We start from the raw sequence: 25,836 nt of genomic DNA on the forward strand, positions 1-25,836 counted from the left end.
CAACGCTTAAACTGTTACCTTTAGGTATAGCAGAAAGCGCTAAATCACATAGCATTTTTATGAGAGAAGATTACCTGACTGGCAGTAACGACTACATGTCGCCGGTCGAAAAAGACATAGACAAGGCGCTTCGTCCGCTGAGCTTTGCCGACTTTACGGGGCAGGCCAAAGTGGTGGAGAACCTCAAGATATTTGTGCTGGCGGCCAAGAACCGTGGCGAGGCGTTGGACCACGTGCTGCTGCACGGACCTCCCGGCCTGGGCAAAACTACGCTGTCGCACATCATTGCCTCGGAGCTGGACGCAGGTATAAAAATGACCTCCGGACCAGTGCTGGACAAGCCCAGCGATCTGGCAGGTCTGCTCACCAACCTCGACCCGAACGACGTGCTCTTCATCGATGAGATACACCGCCTCAACCCGATTGTGGAGGAGTACCTGTACTCGGCGATGGAGGACTACAAGATCGACATCATGCTCGATTCGGGTCCGAACGCCCGCTCTGTGCAGATCAGCCTGAATCCGTTTACGCTGATCGGTGCCACGACCCGCTCTGGCTTGCTGACAGCGCCGCTGCGCGCGCGTTTCAGTATCAACAGCCGCTTGGAGTACTATGATGCCGAGTTGCTGACTTCGATTGTGAAGCGCTCTTCAGCTTTACTGGGAGCTCCTATACATGCCGATGCTGCTTTCGAGATTGCCCGCCGTAGCCGAGGAACGCCGCGTATCGCCAACAACCTGCTGCGCCGTACCCGCGACTTTGCGCAGGTAAAGGGCGATGGTACCATCGATGTGGAGATAGCCAAGTTTGCCTTGCATGCCCTGGACGTAGACCACAACGGTCTCGACGATATGGACAAGCGTATCCTGTCCTGCATCATAGACAAATACAAAGGCGGGCCGGTAGGTATATCTACCATCGCGACGGCTTGCGGCGAAGAGGCAGAGACGATTGAGGAGGTATACGAGCCTTTCCTGATCCAGGAAGGCTACATCAAGCGCACCGCCCGCGGACGTGAAGCAACAGAAGCTGCCTACCGCCATTTAGGCAAAATTCCACCGCAGCAGGTTGTAGCTGGTGGTTTGTTTGATCAGGCTGAGTAATAATTTGTTTGTGATATATGAAAAAAGCAGGCTGTAGGCCTGCTTTTTTTGTTTAGTATATGATGAAATGATCGTCTGCTATAACAAGAATGTTAATTATACTTTGAATCTTCTATAGTGTCCCAAAAGTCAAATTCATGAATCAAGGAAATTTTGAGTCCTTGTTTACGCAAGCCGATAGCTTTCTCTACCTTCCTGCCATAGCAAGCGAAAGCGTAGCAGGGGTTCCCACTGTCACCAACAATAAGGAAATTAGTCTTTTTAGTGACATCGCTGTTAATTATGCCTCCTAAATTTCGAATCTCAAGTTCCAGTTCTTTTCTAGTTCCTCTGCTGAATAGTCCGGTCAGGCAAAATTGACTTCCATCGAATATTACTTGAGGATTTGCGGTGCAGATGCCATCGATCTTGATATCCGAAATCTCTGTTGTTATTTTCTGCGTAAGGGCCTCATCAGTTAACTTCACAAATTCTGCAAAATAAGCCATTAGGCGCTTGCGTTCCACATCATCTATCTTGCCATCTGCAAGTACACTTGTAATGAGTGTATATATCTCATCATAAGGGTAATAGGTGTTTAGATGCTCGTGTTGCTCTAACCATTGATCAAGTTTCTTTATCTCAGTGTCTTTGATTTGGCCATCAGATAATATGCCATGGCAAAGTCCCTGTAATGTTTGAAGATCAGCTGTAGCCAGGTCATAAAAGGCTATGTTTTGATCAGTAGCATATCTCTCGCATAACCAGTAGATATCCTCCATCAGTTCTAGCCGGTTTTCTCTGGTGCTTACAGCCTCATATATGGTTTGTATTAGATTCTTGAAAGGGTTTCGTTTTATCAGATCTTTATGTTTGTCACACCAGAGGAGTAGCTCATTCAATTCCGCATCATTCACCTCGTTATCCATTGATATACCCAATAGAATTCCTTTTAGTGAATTGATGGCCTTATCCATTTCACTTAGGCTGGTATATTGTCTATAACCCAGGCTCTCATAATTATCTGTTTTCATAAAATTTTGTATTTAGGTGGGGATTATGTGACTAATATATTAAATATTAATATTATTTAATAGTTTTCTGCATGAGTCAACAAGCTTTTAGAAATAACTTAAAGTGTAACTCTATCTATCTAAGACGTAGTTGCGATTTAGATTGCTCCAACATGCAAATGCCCTAACTCTTCTACCCCATTGTAGTGCCTTATTAAACATTGTAATTCGAATCGGACTTATTTCTCACTAAATTTGTTCTCCTCAAGGTATAGCTATACCTGAGCGGCACGCATATTTTGAACAAAGCACACAACACATACCTTATCAAGCAGAAAGCGCAGGAGCTGGGCTTTATGTTCTGTGGCATTTCCAAGGCCGATTTTCTGGAAGAGGAGGCGCCGCGGTTGGAGAACTGGCTGAAGCAGAACATGCACGGGCAGATGCGCTACATGGAAAACCACTTCGACAAGCGGCTGGACCCACGGCTGCTGGTGGAGGGGGCCAAATCGGTGGTGTCGCTGCTGCTCAACTACTACCCCGAGAAGGAGAACCAGCAGTCTGGAGAGGATACCTACAACGTGTCGAAGTACGCCTACGGTACCGACTACCATTTCGTGATCAAAGACAAGCTAAAGACGCTGCTGAACTACATCAATGAGGAAATAGGCGAAGTCGGCGGCCGCTGCTTCGTGGACTCGGCCCCGGTGCTCGACAAGGCCTGGGCCTCGAAAAGCGGATTGGGCTGGGTTGGTAAACATACCCTCCTGATCACGCCGCAGGCAGGGAGTTTTCATTTTGTTGCTGAGCTGATCATCGATCTGGACCTGGAGTACGACGGGCCGATCAAAGACTACTGTGGCTCCTGTACCCGCTGTCTGGATGCCTGCCCGACAGATGCGATCGTGGCGCCCTATGTGGTAGACGGCAGCAAGTGTATCTCCTACTTCACCATCGAGCTGAAAGACCAGCTGCCGCAGGAAATGAACGGGAAGTTTGGCAACTGGATTTTCGGTTGCGACATCTGCCAGGATGTGTGCCCCTGGAACCGCTTTAGCAAAACGCACCAGGAGCCTGCCTTTGAGCCGCACCCTCAGCTGAAGGAAATGAAGAAGTCGGACTGGGAGGAAATCACACAGGAGGTCTTTGCGCAGCTGTTCAAGAAATCAGCTGTGAAACGAACAGGTTACAATGGCCTAGTGCGCAATATCCGTTTCGTGGAGCAAAGCCCCGACGCTCAGACCTGAGCTCTGGAGAATACCTTGTTCAGCACGTAAAGGTACATCTCCGAAAATTTTTCATAGCACCACTGTTTCAACTGCTTGAGTTCTTCGGGAATCAGCACTTTAAAGGCCTTTCTCAGTTCTTTCTCAAACAGCATTTTGTCAAAGCTCACCTTCAACAAGATCGTTTTAACGTACTCCAGCATTATTGTTTATTGGTATTTCGGTATCTTAATCTGATATACGAAATTAGTCTAAAAAGTTCATTCAGAGTTGATTAATTTGTAAAATTCTATGTTAATCAACTGATTCTGAATGACTACAACAAGCCGATCTCTGAGGCTCGGCTAGTACCAGAACGCTCAAAACAGGCCTGTATTTTACAGAAACAGCCTATTAGACCATGGCATAGAGAAAGGGCAAACTTTTGAAAATTGGACTATAATATTCCGGTGTATAGCGGCAAGAATTTGTAAATTTGCTATTATACCTGAATTATGCGCCTGACTTTTCTACTCATGCTGTTATACCTGTCGGTATTGGTGCCCGCTTTTGGGCAGCAGGCCCGCATTGAGTTAGGCAAAAGTCCGCTGCCCATCAACACCTACTTCACGGTCTCTATCCGGCTGCAGGATCAGCAACTCAAGGATTATTCTCCTTTTCCGGAGATAGAGGGCTTCAAAAAAAGCAACCGTTTTTCGTCTACCAAAACGGTTATAGCAGGAGGTAAGACCACCACCGTACTCACCATCACACAGAACTACGCTGCCCTGGCCGAAGGAGACTATGAACTCAAGCCATTCAGCATGACCGTGAATGGACAGCCCCTGAAGTCGGCCGGTATGAAGATCAAGGTGGGGCCGATGGCTGCCGTCAGTCCAAAGGAACCGGAGCTGGTTATACCTGAGCAGCCCGAGCAGGGCGAGGCGAAGCCCCAGGAGTATGTGGATCAGGAGGATAATGCTTTCCTGACGCTCTACACCGATAAGAAGGAGGTATACGTAGGTGAGGGCCTGAACATTGTGCTGTACTTTTACCTGGCCGAAGCAGACCAGCGGCTGCTGGATTTTCATGACTTTGGCAACCAGATAACAGGTATACTGCGTCAGCTGAAACAACCCAACGCCTGGGAGGAAGTATTCGAGATAGACGAAGTAACGCCTGAGCAGGTGCTGGTGCAGGGTGAGCCATACCTGCGATTCAGGCTCTATGAAGCCGTGCTATACCCGCTCACAACCGAACCGCTGCACTTCCCGAAGCTGTCGCTGCGCATGCTCAAATACAAAGTGGCCGTAGACCCGACACTGCTCGAAGATAGGATGGAAGGCTATAAGACCTTCTTTGCCCGGGAGCACCTTATACCTGTCAAAGAGCTGCCGCCGCACCCACTGCGCGATATGGTACCGGTCGGTGAGTATACCTTGCGGGAGGGGCTGTCGAGCCAGTCGGTGCCGCTGAACAAAAGTTTCAGGTACATGTTTGAGCTGGAAGGAGAGGGGAACCTGGCCGCCATCATGCCTCCCAGCCCAACGACCACAGGCACACTAGACTTTTACCCGCCCGATCTGCAGCAGGACATTACACTGCGCGCCGGCCGTGTGCAGGGCGTAAAGCGCTTTACCTACTCGGTGCTTGGCCGCGTGCCGGGCACCTACAACCTGGCCAACGACTTTCAGTGGATCTACTTCAATCCGGTTACCGCCACCTATGACACGCTTCGGTCTGAGCTGAGCGTTACGGTGACAGGTATAGCCGAAGCGGGTACCATGGTGCTGGCCCGCGATCTGGGGCCTTTTTACAAGATCATCGAAAACGAAGACCATACGCTGGTCAGCCTCTACGAAGAAAAAGTCATTAAACGCTATACAAACATCATCCTGTTGGTGCTCCTGGCGCTGTCAGGATTCATCTTCATAAAGTATCGGAACATCAAATGAGCAACTCATACGGTAAGATTTTCAAAATAACCACCTTTGGCGAGTCACACGGCGTGGCTGTGGGCGTGATAGTAGACGGCTGCCCTGCGGGCCTAGAGATAACAGCAGAGGAGATCCAACTGGCCCTGGACCGTCGCCGGCCGGGTCAGTCCGACATCACGACTCCCCGCAAGGAAGAAGACAAGGTGACCATACTTTCCGGGTTGTTCGATGACAAGACCACCGGCACCCCGATTGCGCTGGTGGTGGGCAACAAAGACCAGGCGAGCCACGACTACTCGCACGTGGCGCAGGCTTTCCGCCCTTCGCACGCCGACTATACCTATACCGTTAAATACGGTTTGCGCGACCACCGTGGCGGTGGCCGCAGCTCTGCCCGCGAAACAGTGGCGCGTGTGGCAGCAGGTGCTTTGGCCGCCAAGCTGTTGCAGCACTATGGCATTACGGTGCGCTCCTATGTGTCGCAGGTGGGAGGTATAAAAGTGCGCAAGCATTACTCCAAACTCGACCTGACGCAGATCGACAGCAACAAGGTGCGCTGCCCCGACGGCAAAACAGCCGCCCGCATGATCAGCCTGATAGAAGATGCCCGTGACAGTCTGGATACCATTGGCGGCGTGGTCAGCTGCGTGGTACAAGGTGTTCCGGCTGGCCTGGGAGAGCCTGTTTTCGACAAGCTGCACGCAGAGTTGGGCAAAGCCATGCTGAGCATCAACGCCGTGAAGGGCTTTGAGTATGGCAGTGGTTTTGAGGGGGTGAAGCTGCGTGGCTCCGAGCACAACGATCAGTTCTATACCGATGAGGAAGGCAACGTGCGCACCCGCACGAACCACTCAGGCGGCATACAGGGCGGCATCAGCAACGGCCAGGACATTTACTTTAATGTTGCCTTCAAGCCGGTAGCCACTATCCTGCAGCCGCAGCAAACCATCAACGATGCCGGCGAGGCGATTACGCTGCAAGGCAAAGGCCGCCACGACCCTTGTGTGCTGCCACGCGCCGTTCCGATCGTGGATGCCATGGCTGCGCTCGTGCTAGCTGACTTTCTGCTACGGCAGCGCGGTAACAAGCTGGTCAACTGAAAGGATGTTGCCGCTTTAGCTTAAAATGACTATATTTGTTAGTAGTGATGATAAGCGGCATTAACATATCCACCTATGTCAGGCCTTTGATGATGGCCTTCGTGTTGCTCGTGCTCTTTACGAGCAACGGGCATGCGGCATCTGGCTGTGGCGCTGTATCTTCCTTCTCCGCCCCACCCGAATCCGTTACGCTCACACTGGACGAAACGGGCTCTATCCTTTCGCAGGGGATGCAGCGCCCTTCTCAGGATGCTACGTTATCTTCGGGGCTTCTCTACGGTCTGCAAAAGGCCGGAGCACCACTCAAAAGCGTTGTCTTTATCGTTCCTACTGATGAGGTTACTCCTCATGATGCTCCCAGAATTTACCGTAGGGGCTGCTTTATCAAGTACTTCTACCGGTCCATCCAGCCCCAGGCTCCATAGCCAGCTTTTCCTGCAATCCGCAGCCATTCTCCTATCGAAGCACGTGTACCTGATCAACAGGTATAGTGCCTCGCTTTAAATTGCGTCCTCTGCAGGACCGCAATCACGTCTCCACTGCGCGCTGTGTAAGTGGCTTCCTGAGATTATCCAATTTCGAGGAGTGTTCGTCTACAGCCACAACCTGACCTGTTCAGCTGTTGTCATACAGCTACATTATCTCCACAAACCCAAATTCTCTTGATGAAATGCGTAATCATTCAACTTTGATCCTATTAGAAGATATAACTACCTGGCCACAGGAAATCCTTGACTATATAAGCCCGAACATTATCCGTATCAGCCAGGAGCGTGAACTGGAGCTAGCCAATAACCTGCAGGGGAAAAGCTGGCTTTCGAATATACCCGACTCCATGTATGTAAAGGCCCAAAAGGAGCTCGCAGGCATGCTGCGTAGTTACGCTATCAAGGCCTATCACTGTACCAGGCTGCTTTCTCCTGCAAAAGCGCTTCAGACAGGCTTATTGCCGCTCAATCTAAAGATACTCAAGACAGGGCTGAAAAATATGTCCGCTCTCCTTGCATCGCCGGATGATCGTGTTGAAGCAGAATTGGAGTTGATACATTTTGTAAAAAGCGATGCCTTCAAAAACCAGCAGGGACTTGTGTGGCTATACCTGACGGAAGCGCAGGCGGAGCAATACGATTGCCAGGACCTGATGGAATTTTACGGAGGGCGCGCATTGCGTGCTGCTCTGTATGAAAAGCGCTTTAAATATTATCCGCTTCTCAAGCGCCTGGGAACTCCGGCCCTAATTGCCTGCCGCGTACAGATAGCAGACGCCACTGACAGTCAGGTAGAGGCACTGGCCAAACTGATGCTGGACTACCTGCTGGACGATGCCAACGGATATGATGTCCGCCCGGCTACGGGGGAACTGTCCGTTAACACGGCGGTGCCTGCAGCAAATATTCTTGAACTGAAAGAGCTGCAGTATACCTGATCGTGCGCGTTCCGCATTTCGGTGTTTTACGACTTGCTTGGACTTCCCATGCTTTGCATGTTCTGCATCAGGGCTTCCAGGTCGTCTGTGATGATGAGCAACTTGTCATCTTCCTGCAGTGCCGTTTTGCCTTTTGGCACAAAGTATTTGCCGTCTCGTTTCACCATTACGGCGAGCGTCTTGTCCGGGAGCGGCAGGTCCATCAGGTAGCTGCCGTTTGCCAGCATCTGTTCCGTAATGTTGATTTCAGTTGTAATGGACTTGATCTCATCGGAAAACTCGATATCGAAATCCTTCAGTTTGTGCTGCTCGCGTGGCTTCTCGGCCAGTCCCAGCCAGACTGCCACCTGTGAAAGGGTCGTTCCCTGCACAATGAGGGAAATAAGCGTACAGAAGAAAACAATGTTGAATATCAGGCGGGCATGCGGGACATCAGCGGCCAGGGGCAAAATGGCAAAGATGATAGGCACAGCACCCCGCAACCCCACCCACGAGACGTAGGTTTTGTCTTTGGTACTCATGTGACGGAAAGGCAGCAGGCACAGGAACACGCTCAGCGGACGGGTGATGAAGATCATCAGGAAGCTGATGATCAGGCCGGGTACGATGAGAGGCACCAGTTCATGCGGATTAACAAGCAGCCCCAAGGTAAGGAACAAAAGCAGCTGGCTCATCCAGGCCATGCCATCGAAGAAGTTGAGCGAAGAGCGCTTGTGTACGAATTTAGAATTGCCGATCACAAGACCACCGATGTATACTGCCAGGAAACCGTTGCCCTTGATAAAGTAGGTGGCCGAGAAAATGAAGATACAGACAGTGAAAACCAGGATCGGGTAGAGCGAGCTGTTGTCTATGTCAACATAGTTGATCAGCCGCACAGCCAGCCTGCCAAAAACGTAGCCGGCCACTGCCCCAATAATCAGCTGCATCAGCAGCATGCCGCCCGCCGCCCAGTAATTCACACCACTTTCCATGAGTATAATCTCAATGAGCGTGATGGTCAGGATGTAGGCCATCGGGTCGTTACTGCCGCTTTCCAACTCAAGCATGGGGCGGAGGTTGTTTTTGAGGTGTAGGCTCTTGGAGCGGAGAATCGAGAAAACAGAGGCAGAGTCGGTAGAGGACATAGTAGCCGCCAGCAGCAGCGAGGTGGTCAGGCCTATACCTGCAGACTCCATCGTCATGCCCAGGATCCACCAAATGGCAAAGCCCGTCAATAGAGCAGTAAGAAATACGCCGATAGTGGCCAGTACGACACCCTGCGCTATGACCGGACGTATGTCGGCAATTTTGGTGTCCATACCACCCGAGAACAAAATGATACACAGCGCCACTGTGCCAATAATCTGAGCAATCTGGATGTTTTGGAACTGTATGCCCAGGCCATCGCTACCGGAGATCATACCAATGGACAGGAACAGCAATAAAGCGGGGACGCCGAATTTGTGGCCTGCCTTACCGGCCATGATGCTTACGAAAAAGAGGATAGCAATAGCAAATAGAATCAGTTCAACATTTATGTTCTCCATGCGGTAGGGTTATCGGTTAATGAGTTTCAGCCTTCTGCGAGGCCATACAAATATAACGATAAAAACCTAATGAAGCGGCTCTGAAAGTGCCCAGGCGCAAAGTTAGATGCATTTTTTACCATTGGTGTTCGGCTATATTTCACTCCGTGAGGGGCAGAGAAGGATTGTTTGTAAAGAAAAAGAGCCGCTCCCTGGTCCAGGGAGCGGCTCTCGTATGTTCGTGGCTATACCTTGTTTGTCGGGCTTAGAAGACTCTCAGGTGCACGACAAAGAACCAGATCAGTATAAGGATTGGCAGCAGGAACGGGATAGAGTAGCGCAGTACGTAGCCGAAGAAAGAAGGCATTTTCACGCCGGCGCTCTCAGCGATCGCTTTCACCATAAAGTTCGGCCCGTTGCCGATGTAGGTAAAGGCGCCGAACAGGACGGATGCCAAAGAGATGGCTTCGAGTTGAATAAGCGTTTCCATACCTGCGGCAGAGGTACCGGCGGCAAATTGTCTGACGTCTTCCACGCTGCTCTGAGACAGATCAAACTTGGCCATGGCCAGCGACAGGAAGTTGGCATAGGTAGGGGCATTGTCCAGGAAGCCCGAGAGAGAGCCCGTGGCCCAGTACAGGAAGTTCGACGTGATGTAGCTGGAGTAGGCTGGCGAAGAAGCAATTTCGGCAGACAGCTGCAGGGCCGGCATCATGGTAAAGAAGATACCGAAGAACAGGAAAACCACTTCCAGAATAGGGTGGAAGTTGAATTGGTTACCCGCCAGGGCCTCCTTGTTAGAGTTGCGATAGCACATGAAGGCGGCACTCAGCTGAATGATCTCGCGCACGAAAGAGAACTTACTGCCGTCGTAGTAAATGTGCGGCAGCGCATCGATCACGTTCGGGTCGAGGAACACGGCACCAATGATGACAGCCAGCCAAAGCAGGTTGCGGCGGCCCTTGAAGCTGAATTCCGTTTTGCCAGAGTCTGGCTCCGCCAAATCGAGGTCAGCGATAATTTGGTCACCTTTGTTGCGTCTGTCTACAAAGTAGAACATGATGCAAAGCAGTACGATCGCCATGAACCACGGCATGAACAGGTGCTGTAGTGTCCAGAAGAACGGCACACCCTTGATGAAGCCGATAAAGAGCGGCGGGTCACCAAGCGGCGTTAACAGACCGCCTGCGTTACTCACGATAAAGATAAAGAATATGATCTGGTAAGGCTGCAGGCGATGTGCGTTGAGGCGCATGAACGGGCGAATCAAAAGCAGGGAAGCACCTGTTGTCCCGATAAAGTTGGCCAGAACGGCACCTATGGCTACCATCGCGACATTTATCAGTGGGGTTGCCTTGGCATTCACGTTGATGTATATACCGCCAGCCGCAATGTAGAGGGAACTCAGCAGCACGGCAAAGGTGAAGTACTCTGCCAGCGTGTGTATCGGCATGTGCACATCGCCTAACACAAACAGGTAGTAGGCCAGTACGGCAAGTCCGAGGGTAACAGCTATTTTTTTATAATTGTGTTCCCAGAAGTGTCCGAAGAAAATGGGGCCACTGGCGATTAGACTGATTAGGAGCAGGAAGGGGATAATCATGAAACCGGGAACGGCTTGCTGCGCTTGCGCCAGCAGAATGTAGTTGTAAAGCATGTTAAACGTGCGGAGTGTTTTTCAGGTCAAAAATTTCACTGCGTCACAAATATACATTTTCTACACTAATTAGCTTACCAAATTGCTGTATACACACTGCTCAGGTGGCACTTTCCCAACCCGGGTTGAATAAAGATAAACCTGGTGCAGATGCTTTACTAAAGTAAGACAGCAGGCAGGGTGCTACTACTTGTCAGAATAATTGAGTAATTTTGGAAACTTTAAGGCGAAGGCCTAGGTTTTAATTTAAAACGCTGATATCCATGTTAGAAAATAGAGAAAAGACGGTTTCGGTATATGCCGAGGCCAACCCAAACCCCGAGTCAATGAAGTTTGTGATGAACGTAGGCCTTCTGCCAGATGGCCAGAGCGTGGACTACCCGAACTTAGAGAGCGCTGCCGACTCACCGTTGGCGCAGGAGCTCTTCAATTTCGACTACGTGACGCGCGTGTTCATTGCCAGCAACTTTGTTACTGTAACGAAAGCCGCCAACATCGAGTGGGTGAAGCTTATACCTGAACTGCGTACTTTCCTGAAGTCGTATGTAGAGGCAGGCGGCCCTATCTTTGTGGAAGGTTTCCAGGCAAACAAGCCTGCAGCAGGCAGCGAGACACATGTAGATGCGACAGAAGAAGATGCCGCTATCTCTAAAAAAGTAACCGACCTGCTGGAAAATTACGTGCGCCCAGCCGTAGAGCAGGATGGCGGTAACATCTCTTTTAAGTCTTACAAAGACGGTGTGGTAACAGTGCACCTGCAAGGTTCCTGCAGTGGCTGCCCATCAGCTACTGTAACGCTCAAGGCGGGTATCGAAAACCTGTTGAAGCGCATGGTGCCTGAAGTGACAGAAGTAGTAGCAGACGGTGTGACCATCTAAGGTATACCTAAAAGGAAACGATATAAAAAAGGCCAGCCCTAAACAGGGCTGGCCTTTTTTGTTGCTATAAAGAAAGAGAGAAACACCCGGAGCAGGCTAATCCGCCCCGGGTGTTTCTGCTTTAGGCTTTCTGTGCCTGCGTTGCAGGTTTGGCTGGAGTAGGTGTAGGCTCCGGCTTTTTCTTCATGGTGTCCACCACGATCGGTGATGCGATGAACAGCGTAGAGTATACACCGAACAGGACACCGATCATCATGGCAAGGGAGAAGCCACGCAGGATCTCACCGCCGAAGATGAAGAGTATCAGCACCACCATAAACACTGTGAACGAAGTGATAATGGTACGGCTGAACGTGTGTACGAGCGCCGGGTTGATGATCTCACTCACATGCAGGCGTGGGTTATCGTTCAGGTACTCCCGCACGCGGTCAAAGATTACCACGGTATCGTTGATGGAGAAACCAACGATGGTCAGTACCGCCGCGATGAAGATCTGGTCCATCTCGTAGGAGATGCCAAACAGGTCAAGGATGGCAAAGATGGCGATGATCATGATGGCGTCATGGAGCAAGGCGATCACACCTCCCAAGCTGAACTGCCAGTTGCTGAAACGGAACATCACATAGATGAAGATACCCGCCAGTGCCAATATCAGGGATAGTACAGCCGTCTTCTGGATGTCATCCGCCATGGTGGCACCTACCTTGGATGAGCTCAGAATCTCAGGATTAAGGTTCTTGTACTCGTCCAGGCCCTGCAGCAAGGCTGCTTTCACCTGCTCATCCGCTGTCGTGCTCTCGTCATCTGCCAGGTAACTGGTGATCACTTTCAGGCGGTTAGAGGCGCCGAAGGTTTTCACTTCCGTACCTTCCTCCTCGAAGTTGTCGAGCAAAGCGCCGCGTACGTCAGAGGCCGGAACGGCGTCATCAAACTGCACAACGTAAGAACGGCCACCTTTGAAGTCCACGCCCAGGTTCGGGCCTTTAATGGCCATGGCTACGAAACCGAAGGCGATAATGGTCAACGAGAAAGCATAGGCAGGCTTCTTCCACTTCATCACATCAAATTTCACGTCTGCGAAAAGTCTGTCAGTGAAAGAGCTAGAGAAGGACAGCTTGCCTGCTTTTCTGAAGCTACGCTCGATCAACAGCCTGGAAATGAATACCGAGGTGAAGAAAGAGGTCACGATACCGAGCATCATGGTGATGGCAAAGCCTTTCACCGGACCAGAGCCGAAGAAATACAGGATAAAGCCGGCCAGGAACGTGGTGGCGTTCGCATCCAGAATCGTCAGGAATGCCTTGTCGTAGCCTTTGTTGATGACTTCGCGCAGGCTCAGGCCTTTGGCGGCCTCTTCACGCATACGCTCAAATATCAGTACGTTCGCATCCACGGCCATACCCAGGGTAAGCACGATACCGGCGATACCAGGGAGTGTAAGGGCTGCGTTGAACTGGGCCAGAATGCCCAGGATAAAGAACACGTTGAAAACCAGGGCCAGGTTGGCGATAAAACCACCTGTTCTATAGTAAGCGATCATGAATACCACTACTACCAGCAAACCGGCCAGTGTTGACAATAAACCTTGGTTGATAGCCTCCTGGCCCAGCGAAGGACCTACGATGGCTTCTTCCACGATACGGGTAGGAGCTGGCATTTTACCGGCTTTCAGGATGTTGGCAAGGTCTTTTGCCTCTTCAATCGAAAAGTTACCTGTGATAGAAGAGTTACCACCCGTGATCTCGCCCTGCACCACTGGCGCAGAGTATACATAGTTGTCAAGCACGATGGCTACCTGACGGCCCACGTTGTCGCCTGTCAGTTTGGCCCAACGCTTAGCACCGGCTGGCGTCATGGTCATGTTGATCTCAGGGCGTCCGTTCTGGTCAAAGTCCTGGCGGGCATCGTTCACAGCCTCACCGGTCATCGGCGCTTTGCCGTCACGACCTTTCTTGATAGCGTAGAACTCCACAAACTCCTGGCGGTTGTCACCTTTTATCGGCTTCACACCCCACAGGAACTTCATGTTTGGAGGGAAGATGGCGCGTACGTCCGATCTCTGGAAAATGTCGTTGATTCTGGCTGTGTCGCGCACGTTGGCACCGATACCGCCCGGCATCATGGTAAACAGGCGGCTCATGACGCCCGTCTGCTCTTCCTGCAGCGACTGAAGCGCATCAGCAGTGTCCGTCTTTGCCTGGTCGGCAGCAGCTAGTGCTGTTGTATCGTTTGAAGCGGCAGCTGTATCGTTAGAAGTAGCGGCAGCCTTTGCCAGCACATCGTCAGCGGCGGCATCTTGCACGGCAGATGGTGTAGAGTCACCTGCTGTTGGAGCAGCTTGTGCAGAGGTACGGCCAATGTTCAGACGACCAGCTTTTTCTTCTTTGTCAAGGTGCTCGCTCAGTTGCGAGAAATAAGGAGAGAATTCTTCCGGCGTCCATACTTCCCAGAACTCCAGGTTCGCCATACCTTGCAGCAACTTGCGCACACGGTCCGGGTTGTCTATACCTGGAAGCTCAATCTGGATACGGCCACTGCCCTTAAGGCGCTGGATGTTTGGCTGGTTCACGCCAAACTTGTCGATACGCGTGCGTAGGATGTTGAAAGAGCGCTCGATGGCGTCCTCTACCTCCTGATCAATCACGTTGATCACTTCTGCGTTGCTGGACTCGAAGCTAATCTTGCCACGGTTGGCTGTGTTGGAGAAGATGCGGCTCAGGCGTCCGTCCGGCTCCACCTCGCGGTAAGCCTCTGCAAACAGGGTGGTGAACTTCTCCTGGCTGTTCTTCTGCATCTCCTGGGCGCGGGCGAGCGCCTTCAGGAAGTTAGGGTCTTTGCTGTTGCCAGACAGGGACCGGATGATTTCAACCGGAGAAACCTCCAGCACCACGTGCATACCGCCACGAAGGTCAAGGCCAAGGCCCAGTTCGTTTTCTTTTACCTCCTGGTAGGTATACTCAGCGCCCAGAAAGTTGTAAACAGGCTCCTTCCAGATAGAGTCGAGGTAGGTTTGCTGTTTGTCGTGGTTTACGTTGCCTTGTGCATCTGTGGCGTAGGCCTCAGCATCTTTCTGCACACTGCGGGCAACAAACGAGAATGACAGATAGTAGAGGCAGAGTGCCGATACTATCACGGTCATAATGATGATGAAATTCTTATTCCGCATGGGTTGGTTGATAAAAAAGGTATAGTTGATAGAATGTTAATGCTTTGGAAATCACAGCGGCGCTATCTTACATAAACCAAGAAATGCTGTGAAGCCGTTCCGCTATACCTTAAATTTCGGGTATGCGCAACGGGGCAGGACCGTAGAGGGGGCCTGCGGGAAAGGGTTCGCTTAGGGAGCGTTGGGTTGAATGGAAATAGGAAAGAAGCGGGCCACGAAGCCAGCTCCGGGCGCCCTGGCCGCATAGGCAGGCAAGGCCTCATCAGTAGGTATAGCAAAAGCAGGTATAGGAGTCGGCTCCAGTGCATTCTGCTCCAGGTTGAGCACCACAAAGGAGGTCGTCGCCTCCAGCGTCACCTTTTGCTTGACAACTGTTTTTTCCTGCGGGGCCGACGCCAGCTGGGAGGCTGACTTAACAGGAGTGCCCTGCGCCGGGTAAGTATACGCCACTACTTCCTGCCCATTGAGCATAAGCGCCCAGAGCAGGGTTACGGTCATCAGAAGATGACGGAAGTGTGGCAATATGTTGGCAGCGTGTGGCATACAGAAAGCAAATGTAAGGCTTTCTTTGAAAAATTAAAACCTGTTAGCGGTTTATATCAATAAATCGCTTAATGTCGTGTTTTTTTCCGATAAGAATCAGAATGTCAGAAGGATAGATAATGGTGTCGGCCTTGGGAACACCGATGATGTGCTCCACCTGCGTGGGTTTGCCGTCCTGTATCTCTTCAAAAAAGCGCTTGATCGTAATCAGGTTGAGGTTGTACTTCTCGCGCAGCGATATCTTGGCGAGGCTTTTATTGGAAATACCACGCGGGGTGTTGATCTCCACGATCTCGTAGTTGTCGGGCAGCGACAGGAAGGTGCGGATACTCGGCTGCAGCAGGCGCTCGGCCACTGTTTTGCCAACTTCCCCCTCCGGCGACAGGATTTCCTGCACCCCCATCTTCTCCAGGATGCGGCGCTGCTGCTTGTTGGCGGCACGCGTGATGATTCGCTTGATGTTGAGCTCCTGCAGGTTGGCCGTTGTGATGAGCAGGGCCTCGAAGTCCTCGCCGATGGACACGATGGCCGCGTCCATGTCCTGCACGTTCTGCGCCTCCAGTGCCCGGATATCCGTCGCATCCAGGGCCACGGCGTAGGCCACGTCGTCCTTTATGTCCTCCACGTGGTCCTCATTGTTGTCGATGGCGAGCACCTCTGCGCCTCGCTCGGCGAGCGTGCGGGCGATGGAGTTGCCGAATCTACCCAGTCCTATTACTGCAAACTTGTGTCGCATCCTTATATTTTGGAATTAAGAAATGTGGTCAGAACCTCCAGGCCGCGGTCGAACTTCTCGTTGTTCGGGATGATGATGTCGGCGTCGTTTTTGTATGGCTTGATGTACTTCTCGTAGGTTGGCGCCACATGGTGGGTGTAGCGGTACAGCACATCGTCCAGGTCGTAGCCGCGCTCCACTTTATCGCGTACAATGCGGCGCTGCAGCTTAATGTATTCCTTGGCGTCGATGTATACCTTCAGGTCCAGCAGTTTGGCGATTTCCTCGAAGTAAAAAACGAAGATACCTTCTACCACCACTATAGGCGCCGGCTTGAACTCCAGCTGCTTTGGCACCACGTTGGGGTTGTTGTAGGTATACTCTTTGCGGAAAACGCTCTCGCCCCGGCTCAGTTTCAGGATGTCCTGTGCATAAGCTTCGTCGTCGATGCAGGAAGGAAGGTCGAAGTTGACGACCCCGTTGAGGTCGCGGGTCTGGTGCTCGCGGTCTTTGTAATAGTTGTCCTGAGAGATGAGACAGATGTTCTCAGGGGAGAAGGATGCAAGCAGTCTGTTCAAAAAAGTGGTTTTCCCTGAAGCGCTACCTCCTGTAATTCCGACGATAAATGGCTTTTGCATTGGAGATTATAGTTTCAGGCTACAAAATTAGTCTTTTAAGGCCAATGTGGCTACAGCCTGCCCTAAATTATTTACCTCCGAAACGCTACTGTGCCTTCAAAAATTCCACGAGCCTGCGGATGGCCTCCCCGCGGTGACTGATGGCGTTTTTCTCCTCCGGCGTCATCTCGGCAAAAGTGCGGTCGTAGCCCTCCGGTACGAACACGGGGTCGTAGCCGAAGCCTTTGTCGCCCTTCCATTCGGTGGTGATGTGGCCGTTCACAATCCCCTCGAACTGGTGCTCCTGCCCAGCCAGGTATAGCGTGATGGACGTGCGAAAGCGGGCGCGGCGAACGGCATGGCCTTCGAGGTTTTTGAGCAGGTGGCGTATGTTGTCGGCGTCGTTGCGCTGCGGGCCGGCATAGCGGGCAGAGTACACGCCCGGCTCACCGCAAATGGCGTCCACTTCCAGCCCGGTGTCGTCAGCAAAGCAGTCGACCTTATACTTCTCCCACACGTACTGCGCCTTCTGCCGGGAGTTGCCCTCCAGCGTATCCTGGTCCTCGGCCAGCTCTTCATGGCAGCCAATGTCCTCGAGGGTGAGCAGCTTATACTTGCCTTCGAGCATGCGGCTCACCTCGGCTACTTTGTTTTTATTGTTGGTGGCGAAGCAGAGTTCTTTCATAGTGTATAGTATTAATCTTAATGTAGGTAAGCCGCTACTTCATCATCTTGCAGCACCACATCTACCCGCTCGCGCAAAGTGGTGGCCAGCGAGTAGCCGGTATAGGTGGAGGAAACCGGGAACAAGGTATGGTGGCGGTTCACCAGCGTCGCAATCTCGACTTTCTTGGGGTTCTGCGGCAGCAGGGCGTTCAAGGTATAGGCCAGCGTTTTGCCGGTGTTCAGCACGTCGTCCACAATAATCACCACGGTTTTCTCAATAGATGCAGTCTCAGGCGTGATAGCGACAGGCGACTGCAATGGGGCGGTTTTGTCTATCGTTACCTTCAGCAGCGTAACTTTGATGGGGGAAATTTTCTCCAGTTCCTGTGCCAGCATGCCTGCCAGGGTATAGCCGTTGCGGTGTATGCCTGCCAGCACAAGTGCCTGTTCCTCAAAGTTCTGTTCGTATACCTCGTAGGCCATGCGGGTGATCTTCTGCTGGATCTGCCCCTGGTCGAGTATCAGGTTTTGCTGTGGGTGTGTCATGTGGGTATCAGTATAAGGTATGGCGCTGTGCCAGAGACAAATTTAAATAAATATCGCTACCAACAGTGCCCTGTGGCGAATGTTAAAATAATTTGGTTAGTAACATTTTAAATTCGAAAATACTTCTTAAATTTGCAGTCCGATTCAGAAATTAAGGTTAATTAACGTTTATAATAATGAAAAAAGGCATTCACCCAGAATACAGAGAGGTGGTTTTCCAGGATATGACGAGTGATTTCAAATTCATCACACGTTCTACGATGAACTCTGACGAGAAAATCACAATGGAAGACGGCAAAGAATACCCAGTAATCAAAGTGGAAGTTTCTTCTGCGTCACACCCTTTCTACACTGGTAAAAACATCTTCGTGGATACTGCGGGTCGTGTGGAGCGCTTCAACACACGTTACAAGAAAAAATAGTCAAGTTTAAAGCTTGGTTAAAACGTTTGAATAAAAAGTCTTTCTGTTACCATACGGAAAGACTTTTTTGCTTTTAACAACTATCTGAAGGCCTGGGTCGGCGAAGGTGCGGCCTCCGTTTTTTTGATTCGGGGACTGCCTCAAATTTCGGCAAGACTTTTTATTTTTACAGCTATGAACATCATTCTCTTCGATGACCCCGTTATCCGGCAGGCGCTGTTGCCGCTGACTTTCACCAGGCCAGTGGCCGATATCCGCATTGGCATCATGACCATTGCCGAAAAGTGGCAGCTACAGGCAGGTGCGACCGTGTCGTATCTGACGCAGCCATACCTGCAGCGCAAGTTTCCGGCGCACTACGACACGCACAATGTGTTCGTGAACGGGGCAGTGTGCCCGGATGAGGCCTTGGTAGAGCAGGTCAGATCCCTGAAAGAAGGGGAAGGGTTGTACTGTGAAGGTACGCTGGTGGCGTTCCATGCCGATAGCCTCGACCTGCGCGATGCCACTGAGCTGGCCAGGTATTCCCCCACCAGGGAGATCGAATGCCAGCCTGAAAACATCGTTCGGGAGGTATGGGAGATTTTCGTGCAGAACGGCAGCCAGATCCGAAGCGACTTTAAAGTGATGACGGCAGGTCGCCAGAGCCAGCCCATCGACGATAAGTATACCATGGTGTACGCTGAGGAGAATATCTTCATCGAAGAGGGAGTCAAAATACGTGCGGCCATCCTCAATGCCGAAAACGGGCCGATCTACATCGGTAAGAACGCCCAGATACACGAAGGCGCTATCATCAAAGGCCCGTTTGCGATCTGCGAGGGCAGTAACGTGAATGTCGGCGGCAAAATGCGCGGCGATGTGACCATCGGGCCATTCTGCAAAGTAGGTGGCGAGGTGGCGGCTTCGGTAATCTTTGGCCACACCAACAAAGGCCACGAAGGCTACCTGGGCAATTCGGTGCTGGGCGAGTGGTGCAACCTGGGCGCCGACACCAATACCTCGAACCTGAAGAACAATTACGCCGAAGTGAAGATCTGGAGTTACGCCAAAGGCGGCTTCAGGAGCACGGGCCAGCAGTTCTGCGGCCTGATCATGGGCGACCACAGCAAAAGTGGCATCAACACCATGTTCAACACGGGCACGGTGGTGGGCGTGAGCGCCAACATTTTTGGGGCCGGCTACCCGCGCAACTTCATCCCTTCTTTTGCCTGGGGAGGCGCCTCGGGCTTCGAAACCTTCCAACTGCGCAAAGCGGCTGAAGTGGCCGAAAAGGTTATGGGACGACGCAACCTGCCTTACGACGAAACCGAGCACGCTATTATGTCCGAGATCTTCGACCAGACCCAGCAGTATCGGGTATGGGACAGGAAAGGGTAATGGCTAGCGGGTTTAATGGTTAAATTGTTAACTTCGTGGAATGTTAATCCTGCGTGTGTTATCCAGCAGTTTAACAATTTAACAATCCAAAAATTTAGCAATTAAAACGTGCATTTCTCTCAAATAATAGGGCATCAGGAAACGAAAACCTTACTGGTTAACTCGGTGCGACAGAACCATGTGGCGCATGCGCAGCTGTTTCTGGGGCAGGAGGGAAGTGCCAATCTGGCCCTGGCGCTGGCCTATGCCACCTACATCAACTGCGAAGACAGGCAGGCCAATGATTCATGTGGAACGTGCAATAGCTGCGTGAAAATGAACAAGCTGGTGCACCCCGACTTCAACTTCGTGATGCCGGTGACGAGCACCAAGTCCATCACCAAAGATGTGCTGAGCCAGAAGTTCCTGACCGAGTGGCGTGAGTTTGTGCTGAGTAACCCCTATCAGGGCCTTAACGAGTGGATGCAGCACATCGGCGCCGAGAACAAACAAGGCAACATCTCCAAAGAAGAAAGCCGCCAGCTAGTGAAGCTGGTGTCGCTCAAGGCCTTTGAGGGCGACTACAAGATCGTGCTCATCTGGCTACCGGAGCTGATGCACCCTTTCGCGGCCAATGCCCTGCTCAAACTACTCGAAGAGCCACCCGTTAAAACGCTCTTCCTGTTGGTGTCGCAATCGGCCGAGAAGCTGCTGGCGACCATTACCTCGCGTACCCAGATCGTGCAGGTGCGGGCTTTTACCGAAGAAGAGGTGATCGGCTACCTGAAGGAAAAGCACGGCCTCGACGACACGGCCGCCTACCAGGTGGCGCAGTTGGCAGAGGGCAGCCTAAATGCCGCGACCAAACTCACGAGCGAGGTCAGCAGCGACTACTTCACCTTCTTCACCGACTGGATGCGCAACTGCTACAGCTATAAATTTGAGAAGGTGGTGGATGCCAGCGAGGAGTTTCAGAAGCTGGGCCGCGAGAACCAGAAGAACTTTTTGCTCTACGCGCTCAACCTCTTCCGCAAGGTGATGCTCTACGGTGTGGATGAAGCGCTGATTGCCTACCTGCCCCCCAACGAACTCGACTTTGTGCAGAAGTTCTCGAAGCTGATCACAGAAAACAATGCCGGAAAACTGGCGCAGGAACTGAACGAGGCGCACTATCACATAGAGCGAAACGCCAACCCGAAAATGGTGTTCGTGGACAGCTCTATCCAGATTGCCCAGTACCTGCGCAATGCTAGTTAAGAAGAAGATATCATGGAAAATAATACAACAGTAAAAACCATTCGAATCGGTACGCGCGGCAGCAAGCTGGCCCTTTGGCAGGCAAACGCCGTGGCCGATAAGCTACAGGCCGCCGGTCTCGATACCGAGATCGTCATTATCAGTACCAAAGGCGACCAGATACTCGACCGCTCCCTTGTTAAGCTGGGCTCAAAAGGTGTGTTTACCGAAGAGCTGGAAGTAGGGCTGCGCGAAGGCACCATCGAGGTTGCTGTGCACAGCGCCAAAGATGTGCAGTCGTCTATACCTGACGAACTGGAGCTAGTAGCCTTTATGGAGCGCGAGGTTGTGAATGACGTGCTTCTGTCCTTCAATCCGGATTTCAAGCTGGAGCGCGACAGCCAGGTGATGCTCGGTACGTCCTCCACTCGCCGCAGGGCTTTGCTCCGGAAGTACTACCCGAACGTGACCACCGCCGAATCGCGCGGCAACCTGCAGACCCGCCTGCAGAAGCTCAAAGAAGGTCCTTTTGAAGCGCTCATTCTGGCCTACGCCGGTGTGGTGCGGATGGGCTATGACGACATGATCGTGCATACCTTCCCGGACGATGAGTTCGTGCCTGCCGCCGGCCAGGGCAGCGTGGCCGTGGAGTGCGCCCGCGACCTCGACCCGGAGGTAAGACAACTGATAAAAGACGCCGTTGACCACCCGGATACCCACGTGTGCCTGCTGGCGGAGCGTGCTTTCCTGCGTACGATGGAGGGCGGTTGCAGCATCCCTTCTTTTGCGTTGGCCAAACTGACGGCGGAAGGAAACCTGCGCATACACGGCGGCATTGTAAGCCTCGACGGGCAACAGCACCTTTCAGAAGTGTTTGAAGGAAGCCAGGAGGAGGCCGAAGCGCTGGGCACCAGGCTGGCTGAAACGATCCTGAGCCGGGGCGGCGACAAGATCCTCAAGGAGATCAGGTCAGAAAGAGAAGAATAAGCGAGACAAGATTTAATTTATACCTATACCTAAACGGGCCACCTGCTTTGCGCAGGTGGCCCGTTTAGGTATAGGCCTTTGTATTGACTTTACCTATACCTCGGTTTCCAGCTGTGCAGCTTCTACTGACTTCTGCGTGAGCGGTCGTTTTGTGCTGGATCGTGCGTACGTCAGGAAAGCCTGCATCTCGCTTTTGACTACCGGAGCCAGAATAAACAAACCGATCAGATTAGGTATACTCATGGCAAACAGCATGGCATCAGAAAAGGCAACCACGCTGATGAGCTGTATCGGTGCACCCAGCACCACGAAAGCGCAGAACAGTACTTTGAAAGAATTTTTGGATGATCTGGAGTTGCCAAACAGATAGGTCCAGGACTTCAGCCCATAGTAAGACCAGGTGATCATGGTGGAGAACGCGAAGAGGATAACGGCTGCTGCCAGCACAAGCGGGAACCAGTCAATTACCGTAGCAAAAGCCGAAGAGGTGAGCGCTATCCCGTCGCCTGTATCCTGGGTATAGGCGCCCGTCACCACAATTACCAGCGCTGTCATCGTGCATACAATCACGGTATCGATGAAAGGCTCGAGTGAGGCCACAAAACCTTCTGTCACGGGCATGTTGGTTTTTACGGCGGAGTGAGCAATGGAAGCAGAGCCGATGCCTGCCTCGTTTGAGAAAATACCGCGGCGCAAACCCTGTATCATTACCCCAACCAAACCGCCACCAATGGCAGTCGTGCTGAAGGCCCCTTCAATAATGGCTACAAAAGCGGCGGGTATCTGAGAGAAGTTAACTGCCAGTACCACCAAGCCAGCCAGAATGTAGATGCCGCACATCAGCGGAACTATTTTTTCAGTTACCCGGGCAATGCTCTTCACGCCACCCAGGATAACCAGCGCCACCAACACGGCCATGATCAAGCCAAATAGCCAGGCATTGCCGCCGCCAAAAAAAGAAGCCTCCGCACCGCCTGTCACGGTAATAAACTGCTGCGTCGCCTGGTTGATCTGGAACATATTGCCGGCTCCCAAGGCTCCACCAATACACATTACCGCAAAAAATGCCGCCAGAAACTTGCCCAGGCCCGTCATGCCGCGCTCCGCCAGCCCTTTTTTCAGGTAGTGCATGGGGCCGCCTGAAACAGTGCCGTCAGCATGCACATCGCGGTACTTCACCCCCAGAGTGCACGATACAAACTTGGTCGACATACCCAGCAGGCCTGCCATGATCATCCAGAAGGTGGCGCCTGGCCCGCCGAGCGAGATGGCGATGGCCACGCCCGCAATATTTCCGAGGCCCACCGTGCCCGACACGGCCGCGGTCAGCGCCTGGAAGTGAGACAGCTCGCCGGAAGCATCAGGTTGGTTGTATTTGCCGCGCACGATGTCAAGCGCATACTTAAAGCCCCTGACATTGATAAAGCCCAGGTATACGGTAAAGAAAAGTGCGCCTGCCAGTAGCCAGACCAGGATAAGTGGTATACCTGCGCCGGCTACCTGTACTTCGTAAAAGATGATATCGGAAATAAACCGGGCAGTGGGTGCCACAGCTGCCTCAATTTTTTCATCAATGGTAGGTTCCGGCATTTGTGCCTGGGCGCTGCCCAAAGCAGCGAGGCCAAGGCCGGTCATAAGTAGTACTTTTTTCATCAAATAAGGGTAGGTGAGGTTAGTTAGTGAGTTTTAATATAACTTTATTTGACGGAAGTAGGAAATTAACCTTTAAATTGCTTCTACAGGTACAGTATAAAGTTCTTAAAGTGCAAGCTATACCTGGTATACGAAAGGGCTGTCTCCATAGAGTGCCATACCTGCGGACTTTATCTTGCAATAGGAGAATTCGTATGAACCTACAGAAAATGCAGGCAATACGTGGAAAGGAACCAAAAAGGCTTAAATTTGGAATTTAGACCTGATTTTTAACTGAAAACTTACCCCTTTAACATGAATCTGCTTAGAAAGATAACTGCTTTCGTTGTAGTGCTGGCATTATGCCCGCTGGCTGTGCTGGCCCAAAAGGCACCCAAAGGCAAAGACCAACTGGTAACGATCTCCACCCCACACGGAGACATGAAACTGGTGCTCTTCGATGACACGCCACTGCACAAAGAGAACTTCCTGAAACTCGCCCGCCAGGGCTTTTACGACGGCACCACCTTCCACCGCGTGATCGATGGGTTCATGATACAGGGCGGCGATCCGAACACCAAGGATGATGATCCGCGCAATGACGGTGCTGGCAACCCGGGCTATACCGTGCCTGCCGAGATCAAGCCGAAATACAAGCATGTGCGTGGCGCTTTGGCCGCAGCCCGCATGGGTGACCAGGTAAACCCCAAAAAAGAGTCGAGCGGCTCGCAGTTCTACATCGTGGAGAACCACCAGGGCACACCTCAGCTCGACGAGGCCTATACGGTGTATGGGCAGGTAATCGATGGTCTGGATGTAATCGACAAGATAGCGGCCCAACCTGTAGACGGGCGTAACCGACCACTTTCGGACGTAAAGATGACGGTGAAGGTAGAAGTAGTGAAGAAGAAAAAAATCGCCAAGAAGTACCGCTATACCTACCCGCAGGCGGAGTAACTATACCTGAAAAACATTGCTTCTTCAGTCAATTGCTATACCTGAAAGTAAGGCCGTGTCGATAGGTAAACGCACACGTGCCTTTATAAGAAGGGCATGATGTCGCTGCTTCTCGAACGGACGAAGCGGTGATCTTCTTCAATGAGAATTAATTATACAACAGAAACTGAGAACATGAAAAAAATACTGATCACAGGCTCGAACGGCCTGCTGGGCCAGAAACTGGCTGCTTTGCTGCTTCCCCGCACCGATGTGGAACTGCTGGCAACGAGCCGCGGCGAGAACAAACTGGCCGAGATCTTCCCGACGCTGGCCTTTACCTCCATGGACGTGACCAACCGCGATGAAGTAGAAAAGGTAGTCGCCGAATTTAAACCAACGCACCTGATCCATACCGCCGCCATGACCAACGTGGACCAGTGCGAATCGGACCGGGAGGGCGCGCTAAAGCTCAATCGCGATGCAGTGGCCTACGTGGTAGAGGCCTGCGAAAAGCACAACGTGCACCTGATCCACCTGTCCACCGACTTTATTTTTGATGGCGAGGATGGCCCTTATGATGAAGAGGCAGCAGGTAACCCGATCAGCTTTTATGGCGAAACCAAGCTAATGGCCGAGGAAATTGTGAAGCAGGCCAGTTGCAAATGGGCTATCCTCCGCACAGTGCTCGTGTATGGCGTGGTGCACGACTACGGCCGTACCAACATTGTGCTGTGGGTGCGCGACAGTTTGCAGGCCGGCAAAGTGATCAAGGTCGTGACCGACCAGTTCCGTACCCCAACGCTGGCCGAGGACCTGGCCATGGGCTGCTGGCTGGCTGTGCAGCACGATGCGGAGGGCATCTACAACATCTCGGGCAAGGAGATGTACACCCCCTACGACATGGCCCTGCTGGTAGCCGACTACTTTCAGCTGGACAAATCGCTGATCGACAAAGCCGACGGCAGCACCTTCTCGCAGCCGGCCAGGCGCCCGGCCCGCACCGGTTTCATCATCACCAAAGCCGAAAGAGAATTGGGTTACAAGCCGCATACCTTTGAGGAGGGCATTGCTATGGTGGCAGAGCAAGCCGATATGTATTAAAAATATCGGATATAATATGGTTCAATCAGATACATTACTTAAATTGGAAGCTTTAAATGCTGATTATGCGGTTTTTAACCTGGCTGCATAACTGGTTTTTG

At 51.9% G+C, this 25,836-nt stretch carries 24 protein-coding genes; 13 read left to right on the top strand and 11 right to left on the bottom strand.

The window, feature by feature from the left end; all coding sequences use genetic code 11:
- Positions 1-59 precede the first annotated feature (59 nt).
- The gene (gene ruvB, locus Q4E40_RS05115; RefSeq protein ID WP_303410448.1) at positions 60-1,103 is read left to right on the top strand and encodes a Holliday junction branch migration DNA helicase RuvB; all 1,044 of its coding nucleotides are present in this window, start codon (positions 60-62) and stop codon (positions 1,101-1,103) included.
- A 92-nt stretch (positions 1,104-1,195) separates the two neighbouring features.
- Here ruvB and Q4E40_RS05120 read toward each other — a convergent pair whose 3' ends face one another.
- On the bottom strand, positions 1,196-2,116 hold the full coding sequence (locus tag Q4E40_RS05120) for a BRCT domain-containing protein (RefSeq protein WP_303410450.1): 921 nt from the start codon (positions 2,114-2,116) through the stop codon (positions 1,196-1,198).
- 278 nt (positions 2,117-2,394) lie between these two features.
- Between Q4E40_RS05120 and queG the strand changes: the two genes are divergently transcribed.
- Positions 2,395-3,342 (top strand): tRNA epoxyqueuosine(34) reductase QueG, encoded by a 948-nt coding sequence (gene queG, locus Q4E40_RS05125; RefSeq protein ID WP_425475170.1) that lies wholly within the window; start codon positions 2,395-2,397, stop codon positions 3,340-3,342.
- Here queG and Q4E40_RS05130 read toward each other — a convergent pair.
- Positions 3,333-3,524, bottom strand: coding sequence for a hypothetical protein (locus tag Q4E40_RS05130; protein WP_076669372.1), 192 nt, complete (start codon positions 3,522-3,524; stop codon positions 3,333-3,335). The two genes, queG and Q4E40_RS05130, sit on opposite strands and share 10 nt — an antisense overlap.
- Positions 3,525-3,815: 291 nt before the next feature.
- On the opposite strand from Q4E40_RS05130, the gene Q4E40_RS05135 reads away from it, so the two are divergent.
- The 4 genes from Q4E40_RS05135 to Q4E40_RS05150 all read left to right on the top strand — a co-directional run bounded on the left by Q4E40_RS05135 (position 3,816) and on the right by Q4E40_RS05150 (position 7,763).
- Complete coding sequence (locus Q4E40_RS05135) at positions 3,816-5,255, top strand: BatD family protein (protein WP_303410452.1); 1,440 nt, start codon at positions 3,816-3,818, stop codon at positions 5,253-5,255.
- Complete coding sequence (gene aroC, locus Q4E40_RS05140; RefSeq protein WP_303410453.1) at positions 5,252-6,337, top strand: chorismate synthase; 1,086 nt, start codon at positions 5,252-5,254, stop codon at positions 6,335-6,337. The genes Q4E40_RS05135 and aroC overlap by 4 nt, the downstream gene beginning before the upstream one ends.
- A 35-nt stretch (positions 6,338-6,372) precedes the next feature.
- Positions 6,373-6,762, top strand: a complete 390-nt coding sequence (locus tag Q4E40_RS05145) for a hypothetical protein (RefSeq protein WP_303410454.1) — start codon at positions 6,373-6,375, stop codon at positions 6,760-6,762.
- 263 nt (positions 6,763-7,025) lie between these two features.
- Positions 7,026-7,763, top strand: coding sequence for a hypothetical protein (locus tag Q4E40_RS05150; RefSeq protein WP_303410455.1), 738 nt, complete (start codon positions 7,026-7,028; stop codon positions 7,761-7,763).
- A 26-nt stretch (positions 7,764-7,789) separates the two neighbouring features.
- Here the strand turns inward: Q4E40_RS05150 and Q4E40_RS05155 are convergent, their stop codons facing one another.
- Both Q4E40_RS05155 and Q4E40_RS05160 read right to left on the bottom strand, forming a co-directional pair.
- Complete coding sequence (locus tag Q4E40_RS05155; protein ID WP_303410456.1) at positions 7,790-9,292, bottom strand: potassium/proton antiporter; 1,503 nt, start codon at positions 9,290-9,292, stop codon at positions 7,790-7,792.
- Positions 9,293-9,536: 244 nt separating this feature from the next.
- A complete protein-coding gene (locus Q4E40_RS05160) occupies positions 9,537-10,928 on the bottom strand; it encodes a sodium:proton antiporter (RefSeq protein ID WP_303410458.1) in 1,392 nt (463 codons plus the stop codon).
- Positions 10,929-11,191: 263 nt separating this feature from the next.
- On the opposite strand from Q4E40_RS05160, the gene Q4E40_RS05165 reads away from it, so the two are divergent.
- Positions 11,192-11,806, top strand: coding sequence for a NifU family protein (locus Q4E40_RS05165; RefSeq protein WP_303410459.1), 615 nt, complete (start codon positions 11,192-11,194; stop codon positions 11,804-11,806).
- Positions 11,807-11,927: 121 nt separating this feature from the next.
- Here the strand turns inward: Q4E40_RS05165 and secDF are convergent, their stop codons facing one another.
- The 6 genes from secDF to Q4E40_RS05195 form a co-directional block, all read right to left on the bottom strand.
- On the bottom strand, positions 11,928-14,972 hold the full coding sequence (gene secDF, locus Q4E40_RS05170; RefSeq protein ID WP_303410461.1) for a protein translocase subunit SecDF: 3,045 nt from the start codon (positions 14,970-14,972) through the stop codon (positions 11,928-11,930).
- A gap of 171 nt (positions 14,973-15,143) precedes the next feature.
- Positions 15,144-15,515, bottom strand: a complete 372-nt coding sequence (locus tag Q4E40_RS05175; RefSeq protein ID WP_303410463.1) for an RNA methyltransferase — start codon at positions 15,513-15,515, stop codon at positions 15,144-15,146.
- A 43-nt stretch (positions 15,516-15,558) separates the two neighbouring features.
- Positions 15,559-16,251, bottom strand: coding sequence for a potassium channel family protein (locus tag Q4E40_RS05180; protein ID WP_188501631.1), 693 nt, complete (start codon positions 16,249-16,251; stop codon positions 15,559-15,561).
- 2 nt (positions 16,252-16,253) lie between these two features.
- Positions 16,254-16,868, bottom strand: a complete 615-nt coding sequence (gene udk / locus Q4E40_RS05185) for a uridine kinase (protein ID WP_303410466.1) — start codon at positions 16,866-16,868, stop codon at positions 16,254-16,256.
- 85 nt (positions 16,869-16,953) lie between these two features.
- Positions 16,954-17,532 (bottom strand): non-canonical purine NTP diphosphatase, encoded by a 579-nt coding sequence (locus tag Q4E40_RS05190; RefSeq protein ID WP_303410467.1) that lies wholly within the window; start codon positions 17,530-17,532, stop codon positions 16,954-16,956.
- 17 nt (positions 17,533-17,549) lie between these two features.
- On the bottom strand, positions 17,550-18,059 hold the full coding sequence (locus tag Q4E40_RS05195) for a phosphoribosyltransferase family protein (RefSeq protein WP_303410469.1): 510 nt from the start codon (positions 18,057-18,059) through the stop codon (positions 17,550-17,552).
- 176 nt (positions 18,060-18,235) lie between these two features.
- Here Q4E40_RS05195 and Q4E40_RS05200 point away from each other — a divergent pair, with 176 nt between their 5' ends.
- From Q4E40_RS05200 to hemC, 4 genes are all read left to right on the top strand, one after another.
- Positions 18,236-18,481 carry a type B 50S ribosomal protein L31 gene (locus tag Q4E40_RS05200; RefSeq protein WP_076420761.1) on the top strand — a complete coding sequence of 82 codons (246 nt, stop codon included), beginning with the start codon at positions 18,236-18,238 and terminating at the stop codon, positions 18,479-18,481.
- Positions 18,482-18,655: 174 nt separating this feature from the next.
- The gene (locus Q4E40_RS05205; RefSeq protein WP_303410472.1) at positions 18,656-19,861 is read left to right on the top strand and encodes a GlmU family protein; all 1,206 of its coding nucleotides are present in this window, start codon (positions 18,656-18,658) and stop codon (positions 19,859-19,861) included.
- 108 nt (positions 19,862-19,969) lie between these two features.
- Positions 19,970-21,097, top strand: coding sequence for a DNA polymerase III subunit (locus Q4E40_RS05210; RefSeq protein ID WP_303410474.1), 1,128 nt, complete (start codon positions 19,970-19,972; stop codon positions 21,095-21,097).
- 12 nt (positions 21,098-21,109) lie between these two features.
- Positions 21,110-22,063: a hydroxymethylbilane synthase gene (hemC, locus tag Q4E40_RS05215; protein WP_303410475.1), complete on the top strand. Its 954-nt coding sequence runs from the start codon at positions 21,110-21,112 to the stop codon at positions 22,061-22,063.
- 93 nt (positions 22,064-22,156) lie between these two features.
- Here hemC and Q4E40_RS05220 read toward each other — a convergent pair whose 3' ends face one another.
- Positions 22,157-23,716, bottom strand: a complete 1,560-nt coding sequence (locus Q4E40_RS05220; protein ID WP_303410476.1) for an alanine/glycine:cation symporter family protein — start codon at positions 23,714-23,716, stop codon at positions 22,157-22,159.
- 294 nt (positions 23,717-24,010) lie between these two features.
- Between Q4E40_RS05220 and Q4E40_RS05225 the strand changes: the two genes are divergently transcribed.
- Both Q4E40_RS05225 and Q4E40_RS05230 read left to right on the top strand, forming a co-directional pair.
- Positions 24,011-24,652, top strand: coding sequence for a peptidylprolyl isomerase (locus Q4E40_RS05225; protein ID WP_303410477.1), 642 nt, complete (start codon positions 24,011-24,013; stop codon positions 24,650-24,652).
- A gap of 174 nt (positions 24,653-24,826) precedes the next feature.
- Positions 24,827-25,735 carry an SDR family oxidoreductase gene (locus Q4E40_RS05230; RefSeq protein ID WP_303410478.1) on the top strand — a complete coding sequence of 303 codons (909 nt, stop codon included), beginning with the start codon at positions 24,827-24,829 and terminating at the stop codon, positions 25,733-25,735.
- Positions 25,736-25,836: the final 101 nt, after the last annotated feature.

The organism is Pontibacter coccineus (assembly GCF_030546575.1).
In the GTDB taxonomy this organism is placed as follows: Bacteria; Bacteroidota; Bacteroidia; order Cytophagales; family Hymenobacteraceae; genus Pontibacter; species Pontibacter coccineus.